We start from the raw sequence: 16,733 nt of genomic DNA on the forward strand, positions 1-16,733 counted from the left end.
TTCGTATTTTTCAGATTCAATTCTGATTTTATTGTTTTCTACCAAAGAAGAATGCCATTCCAATAATTGCTAGCATCGGAATCGCAACTGTAGGGAACTCAGGAACTGCCTGTGTAACAGGATACTCTTTTTCTTCTTCCTTCTCTTTTTCTTCTTCCTTCTTTTCTTCTTCTACTGGTTCGGAAGAGCTACAATCTTCGACCTCTACGAGTTGTTCTGTAGAAGCATTGAACCCATCTGAAGCGGAACCAACCAAGCTAACTGTGTAAGAACCATTTACTGCATAAGTATGGTCTGGATTCTGCAGAGTTGAGTTAGTACCATCTCCAAAGTCCCATTCCCAGGAAGTTACATTCTCTGACATGTCAGTGAAATTGGCAGTCAGGCAATTTATTTCTACGGAGAAATCAGCTTTAATGATTAAATCATTATTGTCATCTGACCCAGATGTAACCGTTAATTTAGGAGCTGGTTCAGCACTCATTGAACCACCTGAATACATCATGGTAGGAGCTGATACAGGGGCCGCACTGCTAGAATTATTGTAGAGTACTTCTGTTTTTGTTGACGGAGTAGAAGATGCTTTCTGAGCCATAGTTACAGAGTCCTCTATTGCAGGACCTGAACTATCAGCATCCGGGGTGTCCTGTGCTGAACCTGCCTGGAAATTAATCATGCCACTAACCAGCAGAACTGATGCAAGCATAATAACAACCGACCAAATTAACCGTTTATCCATAATTGTACCACCATTCTTTTTTAATCCTTATTCGAAACATTGTTACGAAATAATACTACTTAAGTTAGGTAAAGTGAGAGTACTATATAAATATTCGTACATTTTAAAAATATCACCATCATTATGATACACGCAATTTGCAACGTTTGTGGAAAACACAAACATATCCATCAAATGAATAATCACAGGAAGGGTATTTCAAACTAAAGAGAACATATATTGTTAATAAAGTAATTTTAAGCGGGGAGTGACAGATTGATTAAAGAAAATAACAATACTTCAGAAAAAAATAACAGGTTGATAGAGGAAAAAAGCCCTTACTTGCTGCAACATGCCCACAACCCTGTAGACTGGTTCCCATGGAGAGAAGAAGCTTTTAAAAAAGCAAGAGAAGAGAATAAACCGATATTCCTCTCAATTGGCTACTCTACATGCCATTGGTGTCATGTTATGGAAAAAGAGTCATTTGAAAACAATGACGTTGCAGAGGTCTTGAATGATTCGTTCGTTTCTATTAAGGTGGATCGTGAAGAAAGACCTGATATTGATAACATATATATGTCAGTTTGTCAGGCACTCACTGGCAGCGGAGGCTGGCCACTGACAATCCTCATGACTCCGGAAAAAAAGCCATTCTATGCCGCCACCTACATCCCCAGAGAAAGCCGATATGGAAATCCGGGAATGCTTGAACTAATTCCGGCCATAAAAGACCTGTGGATCAACAAAAAAGAAGAACTTCTCAATAGCGCTGAAGCCATAACATCTGCGGTATCAGCTTCCGGGAAAAAAGAACAGGAAATTACTATCAATGAAGAGGTAATGAAAAAAGCATTCGAACAGCTATCAAATACTTTTGATAATGTCCATGCGGGCTTTGGAAGAGCACCTAAATTTCCAACACCCCATCATCTTACATTCCTCCTGAGATACTGGAAAAGCTCAGGCAATGCAAATGCACTGGAAATGGTGGAAAGAACATTAACTGAAATGCGTATGGGAGGAATCTTCGATCAGATAGGTTTTGGATTCCACCGATATTCAACAGACAGACAATGGCTTGTCCCCCATTTTGAAAAAATGCTCTACGACCAGGCATTGATGGTAATCGCTTTGGCAGAAACATATCAGGCAACAGCAGATCCACAATACAAGACTACTGCAAAAGAGATATTGACCTACCTTAAAAGAGATATGCTTTCACCGGAAGGAGGATTCTACTCAGCAGAAGATGCAGATAGTGAAGGAGAAGAAGGCAAGTTTTACATCTGGACGAAAGAACAGGTTGAGGAAATTCTTGGAAAAGAAGATGCCACTCTTTTCACGAGTATTTTCAATATTCAAAAAGAAGGCAACTTCGCTGAAGAACACAAAAAAGAACTTACTGGAAACAATATACCCCACATGACAAAGAGCATGCAGGACATTATTTCCAAAAAGGCAGACCACGTGGAAGATATTATAGAGTCTGTTGAACATTCAAGACAAAAGCTATTCACTGACCGCGAAAAGCGTATCCATCCTTCCAAGGATGATAAAATACTTACTGACTGGAACGGACTGATAATTGTTGCACTCTGTAAAGCTGCACAGGCTTTCAATGATACAGAGTATGTAAAAATAGCTGAAGATACAGCCGATTTCTTCCTTAAGGAAATGGCAGAAAGTGATGGAAAGATGCAGCACCGCTATCGAGAAGGAGAAGCTGCCATAGATGCTTTCCTTGAAGATTACGCATTTTTCATATGGGGACTTATAGAACTCTACCAGACAAACTTTGATACCAGTTACCTGGAACATGCACTGAAACTAAACAACTACCTTATAGCGCATTTCAGTGACAGTGAAAATGGAGGATTCTTCCATACATCCGACGAAGCAGAAGAACTCATATTCAGAAGTAAGGAAGTATATGACGGTGCCATTCCCTCAGGAAACTCTGTATGCGCTTTAAACATCCTGAAGCTTTCAAAGATAACAGCAGACCATGAACTTGAAAGTGTGGGCCACAGAACCATACAGGCATTCTCAGAAAGAGTAAGCACTACTCCAATTGGATATACCCAATTTATGTCTGCTCTGGACTTTGCCATGAAAGATTCTCTGGAGATAGTCATTGTCGGTAATCTTGAAAATACTGACACCAAAAATATGATCTTATCCATAAATGAAAGGTTCATACCCGAAAAGGTTCTGCTTTTAAAACCGGAAAAAAACAGGGAAAGAATAACAGATATTGCAGTCTACACAAAGGACATGGGAATGATAGATGGTAAGACTACATTACATATATGCCAGAATCAAAGCTGCAAACTGCCTTCCAATGATATAAACAAGATAAAAGAGCAGATAGAAAAACTTTCACACATTTAAACAATGAGACTGATGAATATGTCAAAAAGGACATTCTACAACCCGGATATTGAAACCATGGACAGAAGTGAACTTGATGCCCTGGTGGATGAAAGGATCAGGTACACTGTGAAATATGCATCAGAGAATTCATTGTTCTACAAGAAATGGTTCAGGGAACACAGTGTTAAACCTTCTGATATCAGGTCACATGAAGATCTCCTTGAACTTCCGAACATATCCGGGAAGACCATTCGTGAAAATCAGCCACCCGTAGAAGATGATTTCGGATTCAGGATGGTGGACTGGAAAGATGTGTTCACAGTACACGAAACCAGTGGCACCAGCGGAACACCCAAATCATTTTTCCTTACATGGGAAGACTGGGAAAGATATGCAGAAAAATATGCCAGAAGCTTCCGGTCACAGGGATTTGGAACGAACGACCGGGTTATTGTTTGTGCTTCCTATGGAATGAACGTAGGTGCAAACACAATGACACTTGCAGCCAGAAACATCGGAATGACCATCATCCCTGAAGGTAAATGTACTTTCCCCATCAGAATCATGGAAACATACAAACCAACTTCCATTGTCGGAAGCATCTTCAAGCTAATACATCTTGCAAAAAGAATGAAAGAGCAGGGAATGGATCCTGCAAGATCCAGCATTGAACGTCTTATTATAGGCGGAGAAAGCTTTGCAGAAGAATCAAGAAAATACGTTGCCGAAATATGGGATTGTGATGTCTACAACACATACGGAAGTACCGAGGGAACCATGTGCGGAGAGTGCACGGACATAAGTGGCTTGCATGTTCCTGAAGACCTTGTTCACCTGGATGTATATGACCCGCATATGAATAAATTTGTAAAGGATGGAGAATGCGGCAGAGTTGTACTTACAACGTTGTTACCTGTTGGAGCGAAGAGCGGAAATGTACTCCTTAACTATGATACTGAAGATACGACCGTAGTACTTAGCCGTGAAGAATGCGCTTGTGGCAGGACCCATATGAAGATAATGAATCCTGAAAGGGAAGCTGAAACATTCTGGGTTTCAGGCACCCCTTTTAATCGTGTTGATATCGAAAAAGGCGTATTCCAGAGAGAGAACATGGAGTATCTGACTGGCGAATATGAGGCTTTCCTTTATGGAGGGGACGATGAAGGAGAAACAACCCTGAGGGTCAGCATGGAATGCAATGATCTTCAGGACTGCGATGAAGAACTTATCAAGGAAAACTTCCTCAGGTCATTCTTTGCCTATAAGAAAAACCTGGAGAATTCATATATTGACGGAAGTCTGAACATTCTCTTTAACTACACAAATCCTGGGGAGCTGGATTTCTACCGTGTCAAAGGAAGACCAAAGCGTATCGTAGACAGACGTTAGTCAAAAAACGATATGCCTTCCCAAAGTGACAGGTAGAGACTGATACCACCGATGAAAACAAGCACCCATATTGCGAGGGTTATTTTCATGAGATTGAACGGATTAACGATGGATCTTATCCTGCCATCAACTGCAAGTTTGATGTATACCGAGAAAACAATAACAAGCAAGCCAGCGAGATGATGAAGGTACATCTGAGTCTTCAGGAAAGAGCCTACTCCTATCCCGGTAAGTGTCGACATCGAAGGGAACATGAACGCAATTATAGAGAGCAATTGCAACAATACTGCAACACTTACAAGTTTGCAGTGCTTTCCAGAAGGATCTTTTGATACCTGGGACAGGGCAATGACCAGAACAAGAACAGACAGAAATTGTAACAATAGATTGATAAAAGCATTATTGAATTCAGAAAACATATCCTTCACACCCCTATTAATAACAACAATACGCTTAGTATGGAATATATAAAAATATTCGTATTAGGTTTTAGAAATTACCCTTGTAGACCTTAAGGCCATTTTCTGATACTGCCAAAATCCAGGGTTCCATACTATGAGAAGCAGAACGCATTTTTCGTACTCTCAGATACCTGTTTGCAACATTACCTTTAAGGTGTAGTCCCAACTCAATTATACCATCTGCAAGGTAACCTTCCATACCAGTTGATGGATCAAATATACCGGATAGCTTCTCTTCTTCAAGGATGAGAAATGTTGTGAGTTCCTCGCGTCTCAGGGTTTCAAGCAGTCTATACATCTTTTTTCTTAGGTCCTGAGGTTCCACATTCAAAAGAGAGTATAACGCACCAAGGGAATCTATAGCTACACATGTGCATTTATCTCCAATTTCCTTTTTGAACTGAAGTATATTCTCTTCCAGAATAGTCAAAAGATCATCTGAAAAATCATCATAAACGACCCTGTAGTCACTAAAATCTGAAATATGTAGCTTTTTAGATAGGGAAATTCCCATACTATCCATATTCTGAAGATGATTCTCTTTGCTTTGCTCAAATGTTATATATAAGCCATATTCATCCTGCTGTTCCAGATAATTAGAAAGAACCTGAAAAGTAAAACCTGACTTTAAAGTACCTGCCGCACCGGTTACAAGCACAACACTGTTTTTGGGTATATCAGTCTCAAAAACCTCATTCAAACCATCTATAGTGTCCACAAATCGCATAATACCCCTCTTTCCTCCATACATTCAAAGAAGAAGTAATAATAATAGAGTTAAAATAATATAAATGTTTAATGGAGAAAACTATAAAATTATCGAAATATGGTTCAATTCTTCATAAGCCGATAGAATCCCCGGATGCAGACCTCATCCATCTTTTAAGCAAGTGGAACTCTTTCTTTTCCAGTACATTTGGATCGAGCTGTAAAACCATTCTAGAACTGGAAGCCATAATAGCATCGTTGGTCTGCTCTATCAGTTTTACCACAGATAGAAAGTCATTATCAAGTATCAAGTACTCCAGACCATCCATTAGAACGACACCATCATCTATCTTACTCACAAAATCAGCTATTGTAGGATATATCTTGAAAAGTTCAGTTGAATCGATAGATTGTTGACCATTCATCTTGTTTTTTGTCAGCCAGACAATTGGTGTCTTTGCGATACCATACGTGTTGCGAATCTTATCCGGGTTATGTCTTGTAATACAAAGACCTGGTTTTCCACTCCTGACAAGATCAGAGAACAACTGGTAACTTTTTACAGGATCCTCACAGTCTGAAAGATACATATAACCGCTTTCCATCTCGACTTCATTACTCTTCGTGTTCCCTTCAACATCTTCAGTAAGAGGAGTGATGAATATGCCCCTTAGCCGGGAACGGTCCTGCAATGTAACAATGAGTCCTTGGTTTCCATCATCATCTGTAAGAAGAGAAGTTGAAACATTCATTCTGACTTTTTCACCATGTTTTGTGAAAAATATCATCTCAAAATGTTTTTTGTCAGCAAAATCCAGCAGATCAACATTTTCTGCAAAATCCCTTATAGGTCTCGCAATTAGCTCACTGACTGCATAACCAAGAAGGTCTGCAGCATTTTTATTTGCAGTAATGATATCTTTTTTGTAATCAAGAGATAATATTGCAATTGGTGATGCTTTTAAAAGATTATCCAAATATTCATTTGCTCTTCTTATTTTAGATTCGGCTTCAAGTCTTTCTGTAATATCCTCACCTGAAATAAGCAAGCCATTCACATTACACCCTGGGCCATTTATCGCAATATTGTTCCAGCTCATTATCCTTTTTTGTTTTTTGCTGTTGAGAAATGGTACTTCAAAATCTCCGTTTGCGGTGCTTTCACCAGATACTAACTTTTTAAATACGTCTCTGACATTTTCTCTGAAAATATCAGGCACGTAGCTATCAAACCAGTCATTTCCAGTAATTTCATCTTCAGTGTATCCAAGTATCTCACAGCCTTTTCTGTTGATTAAACGGACAATACCGTTTTCGTCAAGAACGAGAAGCATAACTCCTGCAAGATCGAGATAATTCTGTGCCTGATCCCTTTCAGCTACAAGCTCATCATGAAGTTTCTTTATTCTAAGAAGAGAGCCTACCCTTGTCTTAATCTCGATCCTGTCAAGTGGCTTTGTTAAAAAGTCATCTGCACCGGCATTGATACCTTTTATGCGATCTTCCAGACTTGAGAGGGCTGTGACCATTATAATAGGAATAAAGCGGGTTTTTTCAGAATCTTTCAATGTTTGACATACTTCATAGCCAGTGATATCAGGCATCATCAAGTCAAGAAGAATAAGGTCCGGACTATGTGACTCCACTTTTCCCAGTGCTTCAATTCCACCAGATGCGGAAATTATATCATATTCATGCATGAGATAAGCTTCAAGCAACTTGACGTTCAGTGATTCGTCATCGACTATCAGCACTTTTCCCTTTTTTTGTCCATTCATCCCTGTCACTCGTAAGAAGTTCTGTTAACATCTGTTGTCCAGACAAACATACATCAATATCCACAGACAGTATATTTTTAAGCTATATAAATAGAACCCGAATATAATAAACAAGAATAAACACTGATCATCAGGAACTATACCCACTCACTCATATCCACATACTAAAGTTAAAATCTCCTGTATCCCGACACATATAATTCTTCTGAAATACAGAATAAAAGATTGAAACCTGATGATTGAAAATGATTACATGATCAAAACCAGGCTGCATGATGATATGGCAGAAGCTGCAACGGATATTCGCTATCTTCTTGAGAGAGGATACAAAAAAGATAGTTCGATCAGGTTTGCCGGTGATCATTACAGACTTGATAAAAATGATAGATATATACTTGCACGCACGGTGTTTTCACCAGAAACCTCAAAGGCTCGTAAAAAAAAGAAAATACACCGCGAGGAACTGAAAGGAAAAACACTCCTTGTAGACGGGTACAATGTGCTTATTACACTGGAAAGTATGCTCGGTGGAGAAAGAATGTGGATTGCAGATGATTCATTCCTGCGGGATATACAGGGAGTTTTTAATAACCACACTAATGACAACCTTACATTCCAGGCTGTTGAAAAGATGCTGTCTTTCCTTTTAAGTACTGAAATAAAGAAGACGGATGTACTTCTGGATACCCAGATGAAGCGCAGTGGAGAGCTGGCAGCATTCATCAGAAAAAGAATGAAAGAACTGTCAATAAAAGGAGAGGCAAGAACATCAAGGCATGTTGACTATGACCTGAAGAACTGCCACCCTTCATATGTCGTTGCTACAGCTGACGGAATTATTATCGATTCTGTGAAGAATGTTATTGATATTCCTGCCTGCATCTACAGAAAATGGAACAAAGAATGAAACATAGATATTAATTTAACAGCAGTAATAATATGTCGCAATTAAGGAATTAATATGAAAAAAATAGGAATCGTGGTTACAGACCAAAAAGACTGGACTGCAGATGCACTTATGCAGGAAGCCAGGAAAAGAGGATTTGAAACTTTTTCCCCGAATTTTGGAAAAATGGAAACTTCCATTGGGAAAAATATTGAGCATCGTGCAGACAGGATTAACCTGTCTGAGCTGGATGCAATTATCATAAGGGACATGGGACCAGGAACAAACGATGCTCATGTGTTCCGCTTCGATGTCCTCTGTGAACTTGAGGAAAGCGGAGTCATCATGATCAATCCGCCTGCTGCCATACAGAATGCGGCAAATAAATTCCATGCAAGTTGCCTGATCTCAAAAGCCGGGATCAATACACCTGAAACTTTTGTCACACAGAATGTAGAACCGGCCCTTAAGAGATTAGAAACATGGAAAGATGCTGTAATTAAACCAGTATTCGGATACAAGGGAATAGATATCAAACGCATAAAAGATAATGAAGTGATAAGACCAAATGGAACTCCTGAAAAAACAACAGTATATGACCTAATTTCCGGCTCAATAAATGAAAAAGGAATGGTTTACATACAGGAGTTCATAGAAAACCCCGGCCAGGATATTCGTGCATTTGTTGTTGACGGGAAAGTCATAGGTGCCATCTACAGGAAAGCAGCGGATGGCTGGTGGCTGAACAATCTGAGTCAGGGCGGCACCCCCCAGAAATGTAAACTCACAAAGAAACAGGAAAAAATGTGCATTGATGCTGCCAAAGCCATAGGAGCAGTATTTGCCGGTGTGGACATTATTGAAGGAGACAAGGAATGTTTTGTCCTAGAAGTAAATGCAACTCCGTCAGGAGCAGGCATATATAAATCCCTGAATATCAATGTAGCAGAGCATATAATAGATACCATTGAAAACAGGCTATGAATGTCCGGGATCAGGAAGAACAATGACCGAATATAAACAATGTATTGTTATCAGGGATGACCTCAAATTATCAAAAGGAAAACTTGCTGTGCAGGTTGCGCACGCAGCAGTATCTGCTTCTGAATGGGCAGACCGTACAACCCTTGAGAAGTGGAAAGAAGGTGGCCAAAAAAAAGTGGTTCTAAGAGTGACAGCATTAAAAGACATGTTCCAGCTGAAAGAAGTAGCAAGAAGGCAGGGACTTCCTACTGCACTTATACAGGACGCAGGACTTACTGAAATCTCACCGGGAACTGTTACAGTACTTGGCATAGGACCTGCAAAAGCAAATGAACTCGACAAAGTCACAGGAAATTTGAAACTACTTTGATTTTGTACCTTATGTTCTATTGGTATTTAGCATGAAAAAAATGGAAAATACGAATTTGATACTGCATGCGATACTATTTGTGGCATTGATCGGGGTTATCCTTTCATCAGGATGCCTTTTTGAACCACTTAACGAAGTGGGGAATATTTTCAACCCATCCTCTGTAAAATTATTTCAGGGAGAGGACTATTATCAAATAAATGCCGATGAACTGACAATACCCATTGTCCCAGCTACGCCAATATCATTCTATGAAGATACACCAGATGAGTTGTCAAGTCATTTGCCTGGTTTTGAGGTTTCAAGCTACTACTACTATACTGAATTTTACGAAGGAAGCGAGAGTGTTATCAGCATATATGTGAAGAACAGTGGCATTGCACCTATTTATATATACCAGTTCGGTTTTTACTTAATAGCAGAAAAAGAGCTTGCATCGCATGAAGCTGGTATAACCATACTTCCCGGGGAAGAAAAGAATATCGGAACCATATCAATAGATGTTCCCGAAAATATTGAAGAGCTTGAACTCCAGCCACAGATGTCCTTGTTTGCGCAGACGAAATCAGGCACCTGGCATGATTACAAGAAACAATACTTTGAAGAGATTGTAATTGAAGTTTCGGATAAAGCTATAATTCAGGAACCAGACTATGCATTAAACCCCGAGAGCATATTCACTCAGATAAATGATAAAATAGAACCATTTGATGTGGAAGTACGGACAAATGCTGCAGCATCTGCAAAAAAATACCCCGGGCAATACAATATATACCAGATATGCTCATTGTTCGATGATACAAAAAAGAACATACAATACATAAGTGATCCCAGAGGAAAGGATCTGTGGTCCACTCCGGGTGACACTTTGAAAATCGGTGCAGGGGATTGTGATGACTATGCGATCCTTCTGGCATCATTGGTAGAATCCATCGGAGGAACCTCAAGGATCTACCTGACCGACACTCATGCCTTTGCAGCAGTATATATAGGTAATAATACAGAAGATATCGGAACTGCGATCGGAGAATACTATGGACCTGTACCAATATATTATACTACAGATCAGTATGGTTCATGGTTGATGCTGGACCCTACATCCAGCATATATGCAGGAGGACTAGCAGGAGGAACAGCCCCAACAGACGATGGATGGACTTTCCTGAACACCAGCAAAATCACAGTAATCGATATAGCACCCCAAAATTAGGATGATTTAAAATGATACCAGCAGTTGAAAAAAAAATGGGAATAGACCTGTACTGTACAGATACCAATGGAATTGGAGGCGTACTGAGACAGGAAACAGATGATTTTATTGTCAGAGAGATTACAAACCGTGAAGAAGGTGACAGCGGAAAATACCTTATCCTGGAAGTTACCAAAACCAACTGGGATATGCACCATCTTATCAGGGATATGTCACGCAAACTTGGCATCAGCCAGAAGAGAATCGGATTTGCCGGTACGAAGGATAAAAGGGCAACGACTACCCAGAAGATCAGCATATACGATATGTCGGAAGAAGATGTTGAAAACTTCTACCTTAAAGACGTGGAAATAAAGGCCATAGGAAGGTCACACAGATCTCTTGGACTTGGTGATCTGTACGGTAATGAATTCCGCATTACCATAAGAGATATTGATCTTAAACCTGATGAACTGGAAGAAAATCTCAAGAGAACAACAGATGAGATTATTGCTTTTGGAGGAGTTCCTAACTTTTTTGGCATTCAGAGGTTCGGAGCTATCAGACCTATTACCCACATGGTTGGAGAACAACTCCTTAAAGGTGATTTTGAAAAAGCTTCACTCATATATATTGCACAGTCATTCCCTGATGAACAGGATGATGTGAAAGAAGCCAGAGATAATGCATGTGAAACAAGGGATTTTGTGGAAGGACTAAAAACATATCCACTGCGTCTCAGATATGAGAGAGCAATGATGCACTACCTTGTGGAAAATCCAGGAGATTTTGCAGGTTCATTTGGTGTGCTTTCTGAAAACATCAGCAGGATGTTCATACATGCTTACCAGTCATACATATTCAACCGTATCATCTGCAAAAGAATAGAACTCGGACTTCCCCTTGATGAAGCACGCCCGGGAGATATTATCTGTTTCAAGAATAAGGAAGGTCTGCCTGATGTCACTAAGATGCAGAAGTCCAGCGAGGAAAATGTAGACGGCATGAACAATCTCCTTAGAAGAAGGAGAGCATTTGTGACTGCACCTCTGGTGGGATACAATACTGAATTCGCATCCAATGTTCCTGGTGATATTGAAAGAGAAATATATAACGAGACTGGAATGGCACAGGAAGCATTTAGGATGAAACAAATGTCAGCTCTTGCATCAAAAGGACTGCGCAGGGAAATGTTACTCTACTGCGAACCTGTATTTGAAACCGGAGAAGACGAACTAAATCCGGGGAAAAGCAAGGCAACACTCACTTTTTCTTTGCCAAAGGGAAGCTATGCAACAACTGTCCTCAGGGAATATATGAAAGTAGAACCATTGAAAATGAGCTAAGCCCACTTTAAGTGGGCTTTATCTTTCTTATTTTGTAACTATTCAGCCTGGCACGATTTGCCTATTGGTACTGATTTCATCGAAATAGAGATGTCTGCTCACTAACAATCTAACAATCAAAAAAGCAATCAATAGCAACAATCAAAATAAATGATCCTAATGAAATTTACGTTTCAACTTTTTGTCAAGATTGTTATTGATAGCGTTTTTATCAGGCTGAATAGTTACCTTATTTTTAAATTAAATTCTAATCTTATTTCCCTACCATTGCCTGAATGAAAGCTTTGAAAGGTGGTGATGGTCTTCCAGGACGGGATTTAAATTCCGGATGAAATTGTGATCCAAAGAAGAACTTCTTACCGGGAATCTCAGCGATTTCCATCCTGTTTCTGTTCTTACCGGAAAAGACCATTCCGTGGTTTTCTATCTTCTCAACATAATTAGGATTCACTTCATACCTATGTCTGTGACGCTCTACTATCTGGGACTGACCGTAAATACTCTCAGCAAGTGAACCTGCCTTTAAGTCTGCATAGTAATCGCCAAGTCTCATAGTTGCACCCATATCAACTACATTTTCCTGTTCAGGAAGTATATCAATTACAGGATATGGTGTGTTTTCGTCAAATTCTGTGCTGTTAGCATTCTCAAGACCTGCCACATTTCTGGCAAACTCTATGACAGCCAACTGCATTCCAAGACAAAGACCAAGATAGGGGATATCATTTTCTCTTGCGTACTGTATGGCTTTTATCTTACCTTCAGTACCTCTTTCCCCAAAACCACCGGGAACAAGTATACCATCATATTCTGAGAGACATGATATTGTATCAGGCTCTTCTTCAAAGGATTCTGCATTTATCCAGCATACTTCGTAATTAACACCGCACTCGATGGCAGCATGTTTAATGGAAGCACTTATACTCAGGTATGAATCTTCAAGGTGTGTGTATTTTCCCACAATCCCAATCCTGACATTACCATTAAGATTGTGCATTCTGTCAACCATCTTAGCCCAGGCATCATCTGATCCTGAGGAACTCAGATCCAGATGTTTTACCAAAAAATCAGTGAGTCCTTCTTCCTCCATCATAAGAGGTACTTCATAGATATCCTTTGCATCATGAGCACTTATGACCGCTTCCTCGGATACATCACAGAAATGTGATATTTTTGAAATTGTGCCTTCAAGCAAGGGTTCTTTACATCTGGTAACTATGATGTTAGGTTTGAGACCTAACTGCCTTAACTCTTTCACAGAATGCTGTGTAGGCTTTGTTTTCTGGTCACCTTGCGCGTCCATGGGAACAAGGGTCACGTGCACAAATGCCAGATTCTCCTTTGGCTCCTCCCTGTGCATCTGTCTTACAGCTTCCAGGAAAGGCATACTTTCAATGTCACCAACAGTACCACCGACCTCTATCATACAAATATCAGCGCCACTCTTTGCAGCAACTCTGCGAATCCTGTCCTTGATCTCATTAGTTATGTGAGGAATTATCTGTACGGTCTTTCCCAGATACTCCCCTCTGCGTTCCTTGGAGATCACAGATTCGTATATCTTTCCGGTGGTCAGATTGTGCTCCCTTGTAAGTTCCGTATCAAGGAAACGTTCATAATTTCCAAGGTCAAGGTCTACTTCACCCCCGTCTTTAAGAACATAAACCTCACCATGCTGGAAAGGACTCATAGTACCTGCATCAATATTGATGTAAGGATCGATCTTGATGGCCGTAACTTTATGCCCCTTGTTCTTTAGGTTACGCCCAATAGAAGCAGTGGTAATTCCTTTTCCAAGCCCACTCATTACTCCGCCGGTCACTATGATATATTTCATATTATTCACCTTGATTATCTTTTAGATTTAGGAAGTCTTAGTAATAGATAAGCCATAAAAAATGTAAGCAGAATTGCATAGAATACAGATTGATAAAAACCAAAGAACTGGCTAAAGTCAATGGACAGAACTATAAAAGCAAGAACAGAAACCAATAACAGCAATACAACTACCCTGAAAATATTAACTGAATGCGGAGCAGCCAGACCTAAAGCTGATCTTATCATTTCAAATGATATGGAAGGAAGTTGAGCACTCCAATGCTCCCCATTATATAGTCCGGAAGAAGGAGATTTTGAGGGTTTGGATATTTTAGAATTATATAAGGATTCGTCAACATCAACAGAGAAACTTTTATCATTTGGGCTTAGATGACCCAGGTTCAGATCAAATCCCTGTCTTTTGGAACCATAGCCCACAGTAATATAGAGTTGCCCTTTGCTATAGAGTCTGCCATCATATGGGATCCTTGCAATAAAAGGTATGTATTCCTCATGCTTAACATAAGGATTGTCTTCAAGAACAGTGATGTTCTCCCTTATAGAATCACTTACTGATAAATTGACATGTGTTGGTGAACCATAGTTGATCAAAACGATTTCAAAACTGCGTTCTTCACCGGGGGATAAAGGTAATTCAACAGTATCCGTTTCGAATTCCAGTGAATTTACACCAAGCCTGTTGATATGAACCTGTTGCAATTGAATTTCCTCACCAGTTTTATTCTCTTAGATCAGGAGGAAGCATATTTGGTATACCCCCCTCTATAGGATAGTATTCATTGCATGCAGAACAGTACAGAGTGCCCGATATAACCTCGTTGGTATCTTCCTTTTCGATGTTAAGGACAAGATCTCCTTTACATACAGGACACGCAAGAATATCCATAAGGTTCTTTTTCAACTCGATCACCACCTTTGAATACGTTACAATCAATATAAGGTTTTTCTATCATATAACTCAAAACTACATTGCCAATAATGATAATTCCATCTATGGGTTTTTAAGATAAGAGATAGATTAATTTACTTCCTTATCCGTACAATAATCCATGTTTTCCATTTTCCTTAAGGTACTAGACTTTGCAATTCCCATTTTGATAATGATATTCGTAGGACTTTTTGGGACAGGTATCCTTATAGAACTTGGGTTCATGCAGAAATTTTCAGGAATTGTGAAACCTCTTTTCAAGTATACAAACCTTCCCGACACATGCGCATCATCTTTTATGGTGGCACTGGGCTCTACTGTTGCTGCAAATAGTATGGTTGTGAATTTTAAAGAAGGTGGATGTATCAATGAGAGAGAAACTATGCTCTGTGCATTGCTCAACAGCACACCTGCATATGTAAGGGAAATTATAACCTACCAAATCCCCATAGTCCTCCCGGCACTTGGACCGGTAGTCGGAGGTTTCTATGTAATGGTATTCATATTAACTGCAATTATAAAGGTCAGTGCAGTTATAATACTTAGTAGGATATTCCTCAAAAAGAACAGGTGCCAGTATGAAGAAAACATTTCATCAAAGAAAGTCACCCTGAAAGATGCGATTAAAAAATCTCTGAAGCGCAATCGTAAACTGTTCACCAAGATAGCGGTCATTTATCTATCGATGACCACACTTGTTTTCATACTCAGGGAAAGAGGAGCTTTTGAATTATTCAATGTATTGCCGCTTGCTGATCTTTTCGGCATCCCGTCTGAAAGTATTGTACCGCTCACAAGCTACGTTGCAAGCCCCATTCTTGGAATATCACTATTAGGTCCTATGATAAGTAATAACGGAATATCATATATCCAGGCAATGATAGTACTTATGTTGGGAAGTATGTTCATGCTCCCTGTATTCAGTATCAGGTCCCTTTTACCACGCTATGTGTCTATATTTGGCCCACGCATAGGAATCAGAATTGTAGCTTTCTCTACGGGAATCAGTATATTAGTCCGATTTTGTATCCTGCTAATACTCCTATCAATAGCATAAAAAAATAGATTTTCCTGATGCTTGGTTAATATAATTCGCTTTTTTTTATTGACCATTGTTAAAAAATATTATCCCAGGCAATTATATATAAAATGCATATATATGTACAATGGACATATAACTGGAAATGTATAATATTAATTATACAGCCCTAAGTTTTGTATATTACACAGAGAGTAAAATAATATATTCTTGAAATTTTGACACATATCAGAATAAACAATAATTTAATATATTATATTATCCTCTATATAATAACGTGGAGATACAATCCGCGTTATACTAATGTGTAGTGCAAATTTTGCACATGAAATACAATACCAAATATGGGAGATATGAAGAAAATGGTAAAAGTAATGATTGTAGATGATGCTGCATTTATGCGTATGGTCATCAAGGATATACTAACAAAAAATGGTCATGAAGTGGTAGGCGAATGCGTCGATGGACTTGATGCCGTACAAAAATACCCACAATTAAAACCAGAACTGGTTTTTATGGATATAGTCATGCCAAACATGGAAGGAATCGATGCTCTGAAAAAGATAATGGAAATGGATCCAGCTGCAAAAGTGGTCATGTGTTCATCTATTGGACAGCAATCTGTTGTAACTGATGCACTCAAGACCGGCGCTCTTGACTTTATAGTTAAACCATTTGATGCAGCAAAAGTCCTGGAAGTAATTGGAAAAGTAATCTAA

The 16,733-nt window shown here is 39.3% G+C and carries 16 protein-coding genes; 9 read left to right on the plus strand and 7 right to left on the minus strand.

Annotated elements, in window-relative coordinates; all coding sequences use genetic code 11:
- Nucleotides 1-28 precede the first annotated feature (28 nt).
- Nucleotides 29-739: a PKD domain-containing protein gene (locus WN948_RS04200; protein ID WP_342305751.1), complete on the minus strand. Its 711-nt coding sequence runs from the start codon at nt 737-739 to the stop codon at nt 29-31.
- A 255-nt stretch (nt 740-994) separates the two neighbouring features.
- On the opposite strand from WN948_RS04200, the gene WN948_RS04205 reads away from it, so the two are divergent.
- Nucleotides 995-3,112 (plus strand): thioredoxin domain-containing protein, encoded by a 2,118-nt coding sequence (locus WN948_RS04205; protein WP_342305752.1) that lies wholly within the window; start codon nt 995-997, stop codon nt 3,110-3,112.
- 18 nt (nt 3,113-3,130) lie between these two features.
- Nucleotides 3,131-4,486, plus strand: coding sequence for a coenzyme F390 synthetase (ftsA, locus tag WN948_RS04210; protein WP_342305753.1), 1,356 nt, complete (start codon nt 3,131-3,133; stop codon nt 4,484-4,486).
- On the opposite strand, the gene WN948_RS04215 is transcribed toward ftsA, so the two are convergent.
- The 3 genes from WN948_RS04215 to WN948_RS04225 form a co-directional block, all read right to left on the minus strand.
- Entirely contained in the window at nt 4,483-4,905 is a 423-nt protein-coding gene (locus tag WN948_RS04215) for a hypothetical protein (RefSeq protein WP_342305755.1), read from the minus strand. The two genes, ftsA and WN948_RS04215, sit on opposite strands and share 4 nt — an antisense overlap.
- 70 nt (nt 4,906-4,975) lie before the next feature.
- Nucleotides 4,976-5,674: an ATPase domain-containing protein gene (locus WN948_RS04220; protein ID WP_342305756.1), complete on the minus strand. Its 699-nt coding sequence runs from the start codon at nt 5,672-5,674 to the stop codon at nt 4,976-4,978.
- A 112-nt stretch (nt 5,675-5,786) separates the two neighbouring features.
- On the minus strand, nt 5,787-7,433 hold the full coding sequence (locus WN948_RS04225; RefSeq protein WP_342305757.1) for a DUF835 domain-containing protein: 1,647 nt from the start codon (nt 7,431-7,433) through the stop codon (nt 5,787-5,789).
- A gap of 235 nt (nt 7,434-7,668) precedes the next feature.
- On the opposite strand from WN948_RS04225, the gene WN948_RS04230 reads away from it, so the two are divergent.
- Genes WN948_RS04230 through truD form a run of 5 tightly spaced genes read left to right on the plus strand, consistent with a single transcriptional unit; the run spans nt 7,669 to nt 12,208 of the window.
- Nucleotides 7,669-8,340 carry a DUF434 domain-containing protein gene (locus WN948_RS04230; RefSeq protein WP_342305758.1) on the plus strand — a complete coding sequence of 224 codons (672 nt, stop codon included), beginning with the start codon at nt 7,669-7,671 and terminating at the stop codon, nt 8,338-8,340.
- Nucleotides 8,341-8,394: 54 nt separating this feature from the next.
- Nucleotides 8,395-9,303, plus strand: a complete 909-nt coding sequence (mptN, locus tag WN948_RS04235) for a tetrahydromethanopterin:alpha-L-glutamate ligase (protein ID WP_342305759.1) — start codon at nt 8,395-8,397, stop codon at nt 9,301-9,303.
- Nucleotides 9,304-9,325: 22 nt separating this feature from the next.
- The gene (pth2, locus tag WN948_RS04240) at nt 9,326-9,673 is read left to right on the plus strand and encodes a peptidyl-tRNA hydrolase Pth2 (protein WP_342305760.1); all 348 of its coding nucleotides are present in this window, start codon (nt 9,326-9,328) and stop codon (nt 9,671-9,673) included.
- Nucleotides 9,674-9,713: 40 nt separating this feature from the next.
- Entirely contained in the window at nt 9,714-10,883 is a 1,170-nt protein-coding gene (locus tag WN948_RS04245) for a transglutaminase family protein (RefSeq protein ID WP_342305761.1), read from the plus strand.
- An 11-nt stretch (nt 10,884-10,894) separates the two neighbouring features.
- Nucleotides 10,895-12,208 carry a tRNA pseudouridine(13) synthase TruD gene (gene truD / locus WN948_RS04250; protein WP_342305762.1) on the plus strand — a complete coding sequence of 438 codons (1,314 nt, stop codon included), beginning with the start codon at nt 10,895-10,897 and terminating at the stop codon, nt 12,206-12,208.
- A gap of 253 nt (nt 12,209-12,461) precedes the next feature.
- Here truD and pyrG read toward each other — a convergent pair whose 3' ends face one another.
- From pyrG to WN948_RS04265, 3 genes are read right to left on the minus strand one after another with little or no spacing between them, the layout of a single operon-like run.
- Entirely contained in the window at nt 12,462-14,045 is a 1,584-nt protein-coding gene (gene pyrG, locus WN948_RS04255; protein ID WP_342305763.1) for a CTP synthase (glutamine hydrolyzing), read from the minus strand.
- A 14-nt stretch (nt 14,046-14,059) separates the two neighbouring features.
- Nucleotides 14,060-14,746: a hypothetical protein gene (locus tag WN948_RS04260; protein ID WP_342305764.1), complete on the minus strand. Its 687-nt coding sequence runs from the start codon at nt 14,744-14,746 to the stop codon at nt 14,060-14,062.
- Nucleotides 14,747-14,765: 19 nt separating this feature from the next.
- Nucleotides 14,766-14,948: a methytransferase partner Trm112 gene (locus tag WN948_RS04265; RefSeq protein WP_342305765.1), complete on the minus strand. Its 183-nt coding sequence runs from the start codon at nt 14,946-14,948 to the stop codon at nt 14,766-14,768.
- Between the two features lie 148 nt (nt 14,949-15,096).
- Between WN948_RS04265 and WN948_RS04270 the strand changes: the two genes are divergently transcribed.
- Together WN948_RS04270 and WN948_RS04275 are read left to right on the plus strand one after the other, a co-directional pair.
- Complete coding sequence (locus tag WN948_RS04270) at nt 15,097-16,032, plus strand: nucleoside recognition domain-containing protein (RefSeq protein ID WP_342305766.1); 936 nt, start codon at nt 15,097-15,099, stop codon at nt 16,030-16,032.
- A 344-nt stretch (nt 16,033-16,376) separates the two neighbouring features.
- Entirely contained in the window at nt 16,377-16,733 is a 357-nt protein-coding gene (locus tag WN948_RS04275; protein ID WP_342306537.1) for a response regulator, read from the plus strand.

Origin of the sequence: Methanolobus sp. ZRKC5, from assembly GCF_038446525.1 — an archaeon.
Taxonomy (GTDB): Archaea; Halobacteriota; Methanosarcinia; order Methanosarcinales; family Methanosarcinaceae; genus Methanolobus.